This is a genomic window from Aeoliella straminimaris (genome assembly GCF_024054565.1).
Lineage (GTDB): Bacteria > Planctomycetota > Planctomycetia > Pirellulales > Lacipirellulaceae > Aeoliella > Aeoliella straminimaris.
The window spans coordinates 35371-47754 of record NZ_JAMXLR010000017.1 but is presented as its reverse complement, the minus strand read 5'-3'; the positions used below and the strand labels follow the sequence as shown (position 1 = coordinate 47754).

At 53.2% G+C, this 12384-nt stretch carries 9 protein-coding genes; 6 read left to right on the top strand and 3 right to left on the bottom strand.

The annotated features are described in order from the left end of the window. Positions 1–53 precede the first annotated feature (53 nt). Both NG895_RS04200 and NG895_RS04195 read left to right on the top strand, forming a co-directional pair. Entirely contained in the window at positions 54–728 is a 675-nt protein-coding gene (locus NG895_RS04200) for a site-specific integrase (RefSeq protein WP_252851199.1), read from the top strand. 141 nt (positions 729–869) lie between these two features. After that, on the top strand, positions 870–2021 hold the full coding sequence (locus NG895_RS04195) for a DNA methyltransferase (protein ID WP_252851198.1): 1152 nt from the start codon (positions 870–872) through the stop codon (positions 2019–2021). On the opposite strand, the gene NG895_RS04190 is transcribed toward NG895_RS04195, so the two are convergent. Both NG895_RS04190 and NG895_RS04185 read right to left on the bottom strand, forming a co-directional pair. Next, the gene (locus NG895_RS04190; RefSeq protein ID WP_252851197.1) at positions 2022–4610 is read right to left on the bottom strand and encodes a hypothetical protein; all 2589 of its coding nucleotides are present in this window, start codon (positions 4608–4610) and stop codon (positions 2022–2024) included. A 15-nt stretch (positions 4611–4625) separates the two neighbouring features. Continuing rightward, positions 4626–5246 carry a hypothetical protein gene (locus tag NG895_RS04185; protein WP_252851196.1) on the bottom strand — a complete coding sequence of 207 codons (621 nt, stop codon included), beginning with the start codon at positions 5244–5246 and terminating at the stop codon, positions 4626–4628. 280 nt (positions 5247–5526) lie between these two features. Between NG895_RS04185 and NG895_RS04180 the strand changes: the two genes are divergently transcribed. Both NG895_RS04180 and NG895_RS04175 read left to right on the top strand, forming a co-directional pair. Beyond that, the gene (locus NG895_RS04180) at positions 5527–6012 is read left to right on the top strand and encodes a hypothetical protein (RefSeq protein WP_252851195.1); all 486 of its coding nucleotides are present in this window, start codon (positions 5527–5529) and stop codon (positions 6010–6012) included. 316 nt (positions 6013–6328) lie between these two features. Continuing rightward, positions 6329–7123, top strand: coding sequence for a DUF3825 domain-containing protein (locus NG895_RS04175; protein ID WP_252851194.1), 795 nt, complete (start codon positions 6329–6331; stop codon positions 7121–7123). A gap of 1053 nt (positions 7124–8176) precedes the next feature. Here the strand turns inward: NG895_RS04175 and NG895_RS04170 are convergent. Further along, positions 8177–8860: a recombinase family protein gene (locus NG895_RS04170; RefSeq protein ID WP_252851193.1), complete on the bottom strand. Its 684-nt coding sequence runs from the start codon at positions 8858–8860 to the stop codon at positions 8177–8179. A 601-nt stretch (positions 8861–9461) separates the two neighbouring features. Here NG895_RS04170 and NG895_RS04165 point away from each other — a divergent pair. Further along, positions 9462–9980: a hypothetical protein gene (locus NG895_RS04165; RefSeq protein ID WP_252851192.1), complete on the top strand. Its 519-nt coding sequence runs from the start codon at positions 9462–9464 to the stop codon at positions 9978–9980. Between the two features lie 457 nt (positions 9981–10437). Next, positions 10438–12291 carry a PriCT-2 domain-containing protein gene (locus NG895_RS04160; protein ID WP_252851191.1) on the top strand — a complete coding sequence of 618 codons (1854 nt, stop codon included), beginning with the start codon at positions 10438–10440 and terminating at the stop codon, positions 12289–12291. Positions 12292–12384 lie beyond the last annotated feature (93 nt).

The window sequence follows — 12384 nt, the reverse complement described above, 5'->3', positions numbered from 1 at the left end:
AGTATTCCTACGTTTGCAGGGTTGTTGAGGAAGTTTGCGGACGCTCACGGAGTGTGAATGAGTCCGACTTATGGAAGATTCGCGAAATACTAGCGACCACCAAGCGGGGCGAACGTGTGAGCCCGGTGAGCCTCAAACGATGGCTTACCCACACCCGCACTTTGTTGAGAACTCACCACACGGTTGAAGAGTGCGACGCACTCAAGAGCCCGCCAGCCCGCGAGATTCGCAAACAGCGTTACACTAAGCGGCGGCACTTCACCCGCGAAGAGTGCCTTCAGCTACTCGATACTGATGGTGTGTTGCGGAGCATGGTCTTGCTCGGTCTCAATTGCGGGTTTGGTCCCGCCGATTGTCAGCAACTCACACCGGACGAGATTCAAGACGGCTGGTTGAAGACCGTCCGACCGAAAACCGGACAACCGCGTCTGGCTCCGCTCTGGCCTGAGACGGTCGACGCTCTCACGTTTCCTATGTGGGATCGGTTCCGAGTCAACAAAGCCGTTCGTTTAATCGTGCCCGGTGTTGGCTTCTACGGCTTGCGTCGCACGTTCTGCACAATCGCCAGTGCGAGCGACGCCCCCGAGTGGGCAATCGCTGCCATCATGGGCCACGTCGGCACCGATATTAGATCCCTGCACTACCGCGAGCAAACCTACTCGCGTTCGCTACGACTCGCGACCGACTTCGTCCGTGGGTGGCTGGATGGCTCGGTCATTCTGGATTGAGTGTCTCGCCTCGGCCTGATTTCGCCTGTTTCACTCTATTGCAACGGTGCTAGCACTAACGCAAAAGTCTGCGATTCCTCTAGCCCAGTTTCTTGATTTTTTGTATTCGCCCCAGATCATTTAATATAGGAGCGTGGCCAAATGGACATATTCTCACAACTCAAGCAGTCAGCCATGGATTCACGGCAGGTCGAGGGGCTGACGCATTCCTTCTATCGCTACCCAGCCAGGTTTAGCCCAGAGTTCGCAGCGGCTGCCATCCGGCTGTTCTCAGAGCCAGGCGACTTGGTGATTGATCCGTTCATGGGCGGGGCCACATCGATCCTGGAAGGGTTCGTATCGGGACGCCGTGTCTACGGATGTGATATCAACTCTCTATCGGTGTTCATCGCCAAGGTGAAGACAACACCACTTAGCAACGGTGCCATCGACAACGTAACGACCTGGGCTGATGAAGTTGCAGACCGCATGAGTTTCCGATACCCCACAGCAGACTTGGAAGAGATACTGAATGACACTCGGGCCAAGAATCTTTCACTGCCCAGTGCTAGGCCGCTTAAAAAGGCGGTTGCGATAGCCCTTCACTGGCTAGATGAACTAGCAACATCGACCGAACGAGACTTTGCAAGATGCCTCATTCTCAAGACTTCACAATGGGCGTTTGACAATCGGAAACGAACAACACCGCTAAGCGAGTTTCGCGAGCGTTTCGCGTCCAATGCTCACGAGATGGCCGAAGAACTGAAAGAATACTCACGGCTCTATCGGCGAGAGAAATTGCGGCTATGTGACCGAACACTGGTCCAGTGCGATGCTGCCGACATTCACAAGGGAGGTGACTTCGTTGGTGATAAGGCTTCCTTGGTTGTCACCAGCCCACCCTATCCCGGAATCCACATGCTTTACCATCGATGGCAGGTGGATGGACGCAGGGAAAGTCCTGCCCCGTACTGGATTACCGATTCAATGGACGGGCAGGGAGCGTCATACTACACATTCACCGGACGTAGGCGGAATGACCTCAGCCCATACTTCGTCAAAGTCACTGAAACGATGGCCGGAGTGAGGCAGTGTCTAAAGAAAGGTGGCCACGTTGTTCAAATGGTCGCCTTCGCAGAACCCGAACGCCACCTTAGGCAGTATCTCCGTGCAATGAACGATGCTGGGTATGATGAAGTGAAAGAAACATATCACCGAATTCGTCGGGAAGTACCCAACCGAAAGTGGCACGCCAACTTCAAGGGCAAGACCGCTGCCGCTCGCGAGGTCGTGCTAGTCCACAGAGCAGCTTAGTCAATCGATGTCTCCCGATTCTGCCCCCGCGATAACGTCGTCAGACTCCAACGAGCCAAGATAATCGATCATTGGAATGACAAATGGGGCTAGAGCCCGTGTTATACCCGCGACATGCCCCTCTATCGTCCAGTCTTCGGACTGGTCTTCACTCGTTGGCGGGCGTTTGAGATGGTCCTGCAATAATGCCAATCCAATCAGCACATTACCGTAGACAAACTTGGCTTTCAGCACGGCAGGATCACCTTTCGCATACTTCATCTCTGTTTCCAGACAAACGTTGTCCACGTTTACGTGGAAAGTGTAGAGGCTTCGCTCGTCTTCTCCGACATCTTCGATGATCTTGCAGGCGGAGTTTTCGTCGAAGCCGAATTGGTCCCACCGATCACGCTCGACTTCGTCGATGTCTGGCATGCTAATGCCGTCTGGTTCGTTACCACCAGTGCCGCCGCCGTTGCCGCCTGCCCCGCCACCTTGGTTGCCCTTTTGGGTGTCTTTCGACTTACTGCCGGTGCGGTCACGCTTGCCGTTTGTTCCAACTCCATGTTCCTGTTTGGGTTTAACGGTCAAAGTAGCGACATTGCAGAACGGTTCAACAAGTGTCTCATCATTAACGACACATTGGAGCACTAAGGTCTCACCTTCAACGGCACCTTCTGGAATCTCGACGTTCCAGTTCGCAACACCGTCATGGAGAGTCAAATTGTGATTCAACATCGACCCTTCAAATCTTCCCTCCAAGACTTCTACGTCATAATGCCCCTTTAATGAACTACGGTTGAAATAGCCATTCTCCACGTCAGTTTCAAACTTAATTCGAGCACGCCGACCAATCTCGCAATCTCTGTGAAGTGTAGTGCCATTCGGTTTATTGCGGTATCTAAAGTATGTGGGGTGCGGCTTCCCCTCAAACACCCCTGAATTCCCATTTACACCACCGGTATCACTGTTTCCCTGGTTCCCCGTACTACTACCTGTCTTGCCAGCTGCCGCACCCGAGGTCGAACTGTCCATGTACGGTCGGCTGAGTCTATTACCCCGCTGGAATAACCGGGCTAATGCTGGTGACATTTTCATTACCTCTTGAAGGATGTTTTCAAGTGGCTTTGAATCCTTGAGGCGATTTGAAACTTCTTCGTTGCGTCGCTTATTGGCGAGTTCCTTCAATGCATCGTGATGCCGAAGAATGTCTTCGATCTCGGAATTTACAGCTTTACCCAATTCACCATCTCGGAGGCGATCTCGACTCGTCATGAATAGATCTTCTCTCGCAGATACCGATAAGCCGGAGCAATCGACCGTCACAAGCAATGAGTCTGCCAGCCGACCTAACTTCACACTCTTCCGGCCAAAGATGCTTTTTGGCAAGTGTCCATGGGTCTGTCCATTCACTGTCAATAATACGCCTTGGTTAGTTCTGTAGCGTTCTGCCTTCCCGGGACGGAACGCGTAAATCTTAGCTACCATCTTTTGACCATGGACCATAAATGGCACTGTGTCCGGGAACCCATCTTCGACATTGCCACCTTTTCCTTTCTCTAGTCGGACGGTTAATCCTGCCAATGGTGTGTCAAAACTACCTGAATGTCCTCCGTAGCCGTCCCTACATTCGTGTAGACGGATCGGCAATGCGATATCCGGAAGCAACGGCTCAAGTCTGTACAGGAGCCCGTCGCTTCTCATCATCATGCCTCGGAAGCCTTTCATGTCGTATTCGTAGAGTTTCAACACTGAACCGTGTGAGACTTCACGCGAATACGCCACGTTTCCATCAGGCATTAGTGGAAGAGAATCGGCTGTAAACCGAAGAATCCCACCTCTATTGGGATGCTCTTCTGCACCCAACGGAGCAAGATAGGTGAACATCGAATTCTTCACACCACCGTTTGTCACCGCTGGTCGTTCACGCCTTACCAAGGTGAATCCCCATTCCGCAGAGGAAGAATCGTCTTCACCCATCGCGGACACGATGGCTGGATTTCGCTTCGATATAACCAACTGAAAGCCCTGAGTTCCACAGAAATTCAGTACGCCAGTGCCTCCCATGTTGAACTGTCCCTGGACAAAATGAATTCGTAACTTGTTGCTTCTTTCTAGCGAAAGAAACGTTTCGGGTATGCGATTGGGTGTTTGCCCTTCGCCAAGATCGGCGACTGTAAGACAAGTACTCGAAACCTTGCCAGTGGAAGCTATTGTGATTCTTCGAGATTCTTCGGTTCTACGAGAACGACTCCATTCCTGTATGCTGCCTCCGATCTCTGGATCAAACGGCTTTTCTCCATGCTCCTCAAAATACTCCCACACCGCCTGCCGTATACTGGACGGAGCATCACTCGATTGGGGATTAATACCCCTCACCTGACACTCATTCATCAACCGAGCGTCCACGGAATTTATTATCTTCTCGACAAGAGCAGCTTCTGGTCGACTTTGCTGATTGCCGATGACAGCAAAATTGCCGTCGCGATCTCCGTAAAGCCGCCAGACGTCGGGGTTGTCCCAGTAGCCCGCCTCCTTCAGGATAGCGATCACTTCGTCTTCAGAATTAGCGTAAAGGAGTGCGAGGCACAGAGATTGATTGTCCGACATATTACCCCTTACAGATTAGACGTTTGATAGTTGTTCCCACGCATTGGCAATCCTGTCCTCTATATTCGACGGATCGGGCACACTGTAGCCATGTCGGCCATGCCGCTCGACGATGCCAATCTCGCGTAACCACGCGATGCACAGATAAGATTGATAGTCGGGTATTTGCTCCCCGGAAACATTTGACAAGGGAAGGAACTCCTGTGGCGGCCGAAGTACACCATCGTCCATACGTTGAACTTTAAGTGCATTGGAAACCGCACTCAACACTTCACGCGGTGCTTTGTGTTGATATTCCTTCGATGCCGACTTGGACCAACCGACTTTTACCAAGTCGCCGTTGCTTTGAATAAATCGCGGATAAGACCTACGTTTTGACTTCTTCGTAGAACGTGGCTTGGCACTCCCCTCCTGCTCGTGGGTCGCCCGTTTTTTAGTTTCGGGAGGTGACAACTGAGCAGCTTCTTCTCCTCCGTTAGGAGTCACTGATTTTGCCAAGTTCGCTAGGGTCTTGGCAAGATTTGTTAGGTTTACAGCCTCGTCATAGTCTCCGGCGTTCGCAGCATCCGCTACTAGCGTACGGATGCTGGATTCGGCGGAATCGAGAGACTTCCTGGCTTTTTGTAGTCTGTTCAAATGCGGGGTCCTCAATATCGCATGTAACTTACAGGAAACCTTATTGTAACCTACTGTGGCGTACAGGCAATACTCCCTGTATGTGTATTTCGCATTCCCTGTATTTCTCCTGTATAGCTACAGGGGATACATCTGCCCAAAGTCGATTCAGCCTGTAGGTCCCGACTTACAACCATGATGTGGTAATATTTACGTAACATGTCACCATACATATTGACTTGGTCGGCATAAATGTTAGCGTGATTTTATGTGACATGTTCCGTCCACGGAGAACCAAATCATGGCCGACACAATTGTTACCTTTACATCTCGATCTCTCGAAGAAATCCTAGAATCTGGGGGGTCGCAAGAATGGGTCTTGAACAGGAAAAATGCCCGGAAGGCGAACTACCTTGTTTGTGCCCGTAACGCCAACGGTGAAGCTGGCCACGGACCCGGGCCAGAAGCACACAAGTCGGGCTTCCTGCTCGGCAAGATCTCCGGACTGGGACCCGGCGATACAAAGCCAGGGCGATACATAATCCTCATCAGCGAATACGCCGAGATCGACGAGCCCGACCTGTGGGTATTTGGTCGCAATCCTGTGCATTACACAACACTCGAAGAATTGGGGATCGACCCGGATGCTGTCGACTGGCAACCGGTGGCTGGCAAGCCGACACGACCGCAGAAGGTATCAGCAAACGTATTCGACACCGCAAAGGAACTGATAGCCAAGCAGCTGGGCATCGGAGTTGATGCCGTCGAAATCACGATCCGCACCTAACTTTCAGCACTGCGTTTAATCGCAGTTAGTCAGAATCGTCGGCCTGCGGTCATCGGTCACGGCGGCCACTCGGCCAATGGTAACGTTTGGCAGAGCACCATACGGGAAGCAAGTAGCAACTGAAGGACAGAGCCATTGTAGCCAAAGGGCTCCCGGCTGCGTTACAGTAGGGACTACCAGCCGACAAGAGTCAGCTACATTCTCGTGAACCTGTTGCTCTGCTGGGGAGTCAATATCCCGTACAATCGGCGTAGTTGAACAAGCAAGAAGAGCTGGCATTAGCTTGGCTCCACTCATCCGCAAAGGGACCTAGAAAATGTCCGAGGTTACTTGGCCTGACAAGCTAGCCAATCTAATCATGATCCCGAGCATTGACGACTCGTTAGACGAGTTGGCGGCATTGGCCGAAGACGAGCCTGGCGGATGGAAGTACCAAAGCGAGCAGAAGAACCAAGAGTCAAAACGTCGGCTGCCGATTCTTTTCAACTACACAATATACACCTACAAACGGCTAGCCGAGGAAGACAAGATTTGTGTGTCGGACGATGGCCAGTCAATTACCTTCAACACTGGCCTTGTGACAGACGGACAAAGTCAGATTTTCTGTGTGGGTGTACCAAATAAACTTGATGATGTCGACACGCAGTGGCACTTTCGGGCGTGGTGCAAAGCGGGCGATTACGAAATGACCCGCTTCAGCAAGCTGCCCGAAATGGCAAATTACTATTCTAATCCGTCATCACTCGTGTATGACACCAATAAAGAGCTAAGAGTCAACATCGAACACATTATTGATGAAAACAAGAAGCGATTCCCGCCCCCATTCAATACGATGGACACACACGCCCTTCAGACTTTTCTAAAGGGTGCAATTGATAACGCGAAGGAACGTGTAAGACGCAACTACAAGACTGCCATTCCTCAATACTACAAAGGTAAGATGCAACTACTTTTGCCGCTTTGCATAAGCCAACCGTCAAAGGCTGATCTTGCACTTACAGTCGGAGACCACGGAGAGTTTTACAGGGCTTCTACTTGCCTGACACTGGACATGGCATACAACAACGCAAGGCAACTTGCTCGTCCGGACCGAGATTGGCTGAACCCGTAAACTGATTTTAAAGTCGAAGCAACAAATGCTTCGACTATCTCTCTCTCCCTGCTCTACAACTTGATGGGCGTACTTTCATTATCTGAGACGCAGCGGGAGGCCGTTCGACTCATTGTCGAAGCTGATTCTCAACACCATTTCCATGGGGGCTGGCGTAAGACAAGCGTAGACCTTCTCGATGCGTTTTTTGCCGTGAAGTATCAAGACCTATCGGTCTTTCGCCGCTTAGTTGATCTGCGTCCCGCCGTCCCAGTAGGCACACCATTTTCACTTCGGCCTCGAACCGAAGCGGACGCAATGGTATCTGAGCCTTGCCAAAAAGGGTGCGGAAGGGTAGCTGTCGTATATTGGTGTCCGATTCGCGAAGGCTGGCAGGTTGGGTGTCCTGGCAGGTTAGTTTCAGACTCATCTAGAGTGGAGTTTCCGGGCGACCGATTGGGGCTCATGTACCAATTCACTTGCAACTGCAATGGCCACTATACAACGCCTCAGTGGTTTAAGACAGAACTTACGGACTATCTGAATTCAATGGTCCCCAATTGCGAGTACCCTGTAGGACAAGTCGGCGAACTCGAATATATCTACGGGCTTTTCGTGGAACCGTCACACGGAGAGACAGAGATTCGATATGTCGGTAAAACTCCTTACCTTCATGGTCGCTTCGTGGAGCATTGCTCATTTGACAAGAGTTCTCCGATTGCAGTAGGGCGGTGGATTCGGTCATTGAATGAGCAGGATAAACGACCAAGGGTTACAATCCTGGCGAAAGTTCCACGTGTAGAACCTGAAAGCCCCAAAGAAGCCGCCAGAAGGGTTCTGAAATGCGAGCGTCAGTGGATTACGAAATACCGCCACGCGGGGCATAGATTGCTCAATCATGCACCGAGGAGTTCATCTAACTCTTAGAGTCTGCAATAGTGCAACGCCTGACATCCATTCCTCCGAGCAATACTGTCTGAGTCATTAGGGCTGCAAGTGAATAGTCGCTAGGTACTTCTCCATCATCGAGCCGTTGGAACCCACCCGGCACCCCGCCCGCCCAACAGCTAGGATTCAGACCAACTCAGCACGTCGCAACACGTTGGCAACGGTTCCGGGTGACCAGCTTCGACCGGTACGGGTGGTGTGGCCTTGGTCATTCAGGTAGGTGGCTATCTCGGCAAGCGTGTCGCCTTGCTCCCGCCATTCGACCATATCGGGCAGGATGTCCGAGTACGCCTCGTCTGCTAATCGCCGATTCGATTCGGCACCCAGCTTGCGGCCTTGCTTCATCGCACCTGGCTTGAGGTTCCGGCAGTTAGGATTCTCGGCTCCGAGTGGCAAACCACGCTCTCTACGAGCAGCCAGAGCGGCCTTGGTGCGTGCTGAGACTTGATCGGCCTCCCATTCGGCCATGACCATCATCATTTGCAGCATGGCCTTGTTGGCGTGCTCGCAGTCTAATGCCGCGAAATCGACCTTGGAGCGTTGCAGTTGGTCGAGGAAGGCAAGGTTGCGGGCGAGCCGGTCCAGCTTCGCGACGATCAACCGAGCCTTGGAGCGGCGAGCGTGGGCCACGGCCTTGGCTAGCCGTGGCCTCTCAGCCTTTGTACCGCTCTCTGTTTCGGTGTAGCGTCCGATGACCTTGTAGCCAGTCCGGCGAGCGTACTCGCGTACAGCGGCCTTCTGAGCCTCGATACCGAGGCCAGACCGCTCTTGCTTGTTGGTGCTCACTCTGTAGTAGACAACGATGTTCATACTACAACTATGCTTCAGTTTTTGACTCTGTCAACGGACGTTGACAGAAATTTGAAGGTCAACACGGTGGTGTTTTTACCTCATGCTGGAACAATCATTTGAGCCCGGCTCAAATATGCGGCCACAGCGACCACCAACAGACCAGGAGCCCCCAGCGAGCCGCTGGCGGCCGCCGTAACATCTTGGCCTGGATGGGCTTACGGCGGCTCGGAGGCCGTCCTGGGACGGCCTAGAGGGATTGTGGTGGATGGATGGATTGGGAGGGGTGTAATGGTTGTCCGGATTGTGACGGATGCAGTGCACGCAAGGCCACTAGGGTACACCTGTGCGGGCTATTCCGATTTTAACAATGGCACGATTTTTGCCCCATCGACTCCGATTTTTCATCACCTATCACGGCAAATGCGGCAAGCCGCAACACTAATTCCAATTTTCATGCCAGAAATTACTTGCTTTACCGCGTTTTCCGTGGTATTATATACGTGGGAGCGGATGTTGTAAAACTTTCCGTGAAATCGCAAAATCGCATCTGTGGGACTATCTGTATTCACCTAATGTTAGGGTAAGGAAGAGATAGATCAACACTTAACCAAGGAGACAAATGAGCGAAGAACTGAAGGCACTCTGCAAAGATGCGGGTGCCGACTACGAGGTCGTCCGGAAGCGGGTCAGCCGTGGCTGGTTGGTCGAGAAGGCTCTGAGCGAGCCGGTGCGGCCTCGTAAACCGAACAACGAAGAGAACATCAAAAAGCTGTACGAGCAGATGCTCGACAAATTCTGGTGGGAAATAAAGGACGACAGAGATTGGCTTCATGCTCGCCCAACGTACTCCACCTTCAGGCGTCGCCTTGTTGAAGAGAATATGACGCCCGAGGAAGCGATCCTGTGCCCGTCGATGCAGGGGAAGCACTTTGCCGGGAAGCGGCTCGAAAAACTGGAAGAGTTTGAGGGCGGCAAGTTCCTGCCCGTGGAAAACCATCGTCACCAGATTTCGAGTGAGCGAGCGAAGGAAGTTAGCCGCGAGAGCCGCCAGAAGGCGAACGCCCGGCGGCGAGCACTGGCAGACCCCGACCCGGAGGTCCGCCGAGCGGCCGAAGAACGCCGACGAAAGCAAGAGTAGCCCATCCTGGGCACGACCTTAAAACGGTTTCGACGCCGTCCGCTTGGTCAGCGGCCAAATGTTTCGAGCGGCCACGATGCCGATCTAGCTCGCTCTGAGCACCGTCCGGATTCGTGAATCAGGACGCGATTGAGACACAACAGCAAATCGGGCGTGTCGTTCTGTCTCCGACAGCCGTACACGTTCGTGCTGTTCTGTCGTGTCGTTCTGTCTCCGTGTCTCCTAACCCTACAAAACAGGGGTTATTTGAAGAGACACAAAACGACAGCGGTACACATGCAGAAGAGACAGACAGACTCACATACACACACCCTATAGAGGGTGTGTATGTGAGTCGCCGTCTGTCAGTGGACCAACAAATGTAGCCGGTCGCTCCGGTCACAACGCTGGGGGTGGGGAATGCTTCTCCGCCCCGCCCCCGGCCTTTTCAACACTTGGAGAAGCAACGGAGAAGATAGTGTTTCAAGAATTTGTCGAGGTCTACAGCAGACCTCACCTGCATCGGTTCTGTGATCCGAGCCACGACCTCACCATCAGGCACCAGCGAGAGGACGACCCGGAGCCGAGCACCTGGAAGGTTTTCAACAAAGACGGCACCCAGAACAAGTTCGTGCCACCACAAGAGGAGTGGTTACGGCTCGGCGTCAGCGGGTGGAATCGCCAGACCAACCAAGCCGAGTACATCCTGTTTGATCTGGATACGGATCACGGTGAAAAGATTCCACAGGAACAAGCCGACCGGCTCGTTGAATCGCTGAAGGGCAAGATCGACATTTGTCGGTCTACCGGAGGCAACGGCTACCATGGTCGTCTCTACATCGAGCCGATCCCGTGTGACTCGCAACGAGAGTACCAGAAGATCGGCGAGAACGTCCGAGCCCAGATGTCACGAGAATGGGGCATCGAGTTCAACAGCGATAATCCCCCATTCCTGTGGATCGCGGCCCGCGATAAGAAAGCGGACTCGTTCGACTTGGTAAGCAACTCGTCGCCAACATACAAGGTGTCATACCAGCCCGAGCCCGAGCCCGAGCCCGAACCAACCCGGCAACCAACCACGGCAAGCATCATCGAAGCGGTCCGACACCTGGACCGTATCAACGCCGATGATTACGACACGTGGCTCAAGGTCGGTGCGGCTCTGTGGAACGAGTTCCCCGAGGTTGGTCTACAACTTTGGGACGATTGGTCAAAGACAAGTCCAAAGTACAGCGAAGGTGCTTGCGAAGCGAAGTGGTCAACATTCCACCCGCACGACAACCCCGCGACCCTCGGCACCATCCGCTACTTGGGCAAAGAGCAACGCTACAACGTGTTGGACGTGTCCGAGTTCCGTAAGGCTGACTTCTCCCGCGAGTTCCTGATTGAGAATTTGTTGGTGAAGAACATGCCGGTGGTGTTCGGTGGCGGTATGAAGACCTACAAGACAACAACCATGATGGAAGTCGGTGTCTCACTGGCGACCGGCACCAAGGTGTTCGACAAGTTCCAAGCCAAGAAATCGGTGGTCGGTTTTATGACCGGCGAGTCCGGAAGCTGGAAGTTGCAGGATACTTTGATTGCCCAAGAGCAAGCGAAGGGTGTCCAGTGCGAGAAGGGTAGCTATTGGCTCACTGAGGACCTCCCGCGGTTCATGCGTGACGGTGATATTGCCGACCTCGAAAAACTGTGTCTCGACCGTGGGACGGAAGTCCTCATGATCGACCCGTTGTATCTCTGCCTTGGTGGTGCGGATGGCACAGCCATTTACTCCATGGCAGAACCGCTCCGAGCTATCGGCGATATGTGCCGCGTGAACAACATCACGTTGATGCTCGCTCACCATTCAACGAAAGGCTCGATCAAGCCGGGCGAAGTGATGGAACTCCATCACCTGACCGGGGCGGGCATCGGCGAATGGTTGCGACAAGCTGTGTTGGTCTCACATCGGCTGCCTTATGTCGATGGGGCGTGGCACGCTGATTTGTGGATGCGTATCGTTTCGGGTTTCGTGTCCGCGACATACGCCGTGTCGATTGACGAGAACCCTTGGAAGGTCGAGGTCACCCCGCGAAGTGAGATCGTCTCGAATGAAAAGGAACTCAAAGAGGTCCGACAGCGGGACGAGTTGGGCGAGCACGTTAAGGCAGCCTTGGCGGGCGGGCCGCTCACAATCACACAACTTCGCAAATGCACCGGCTGCCGTCCCGCCAGAGGTCAAATCCTTGAAGAGTTGGTTGGGCTCGGCGTCATCGAGCACACCACACTCAAGACCTCCGACAGCCAAGGACGTTCGCGAACGAACAAGGGTTATCAACTGACAGGAAACTAGTGTACGCGATCTAACATGTGTACGGTCGCAATGCGGGTCGCCCTCCGGGGCGGCCCGTTTTCATTCAATTCAACAACCTGAAAGGAAAACTAC

What these genes read in the sequence shown, in the direction of transcription:
- NG895_RS04195 (WP_252851198.1), top strand. Translation starts at nt 870, where the DNA reads ATGGACATATTCTCACAACTCAAGCAGTCAGCCATGGATTCACGGCAG.
- NG895_RS04190 (WP_252851197.1), bottom strand. Translation starts at nt 4,610, where the DNA reads ATGTCGGACAATCAATCTCTGTGCCTCGCACTCCTTTACGCTAATTCT.
- NG895_RS04180 (WP_252851195.1), top strand. Translation starts at nt 5,527, where the DNA reads ATGGCCGACACAATTGTTACCTTTACATCTCGATCTCTCGAAGAAATC.
- NG895_RS04175 (WP_252851194.1), top strand. Translation starts at nt 6,329, where the DNA reads ATGTCCGAGGTTACTTGGCCTGACAAGCTAGCCAATCTAATCATGATC.
- NG895_RS04170 (WP_252851193.1), bottom strand. Translation starts at nt 8,860, where the DNA reads ATGAACATCGTTGTCTACTACAGAGTGAGCACCAACAAGCAAGAGCGG.
- NG895_RS04165 (WP_252851192.1), top strand. Translation starts at nt 9,462, where the DNA reads ATGAGCGAAGAACTGAAGGCACTCTGCAAAGATGCGGGTGCCGACTAC.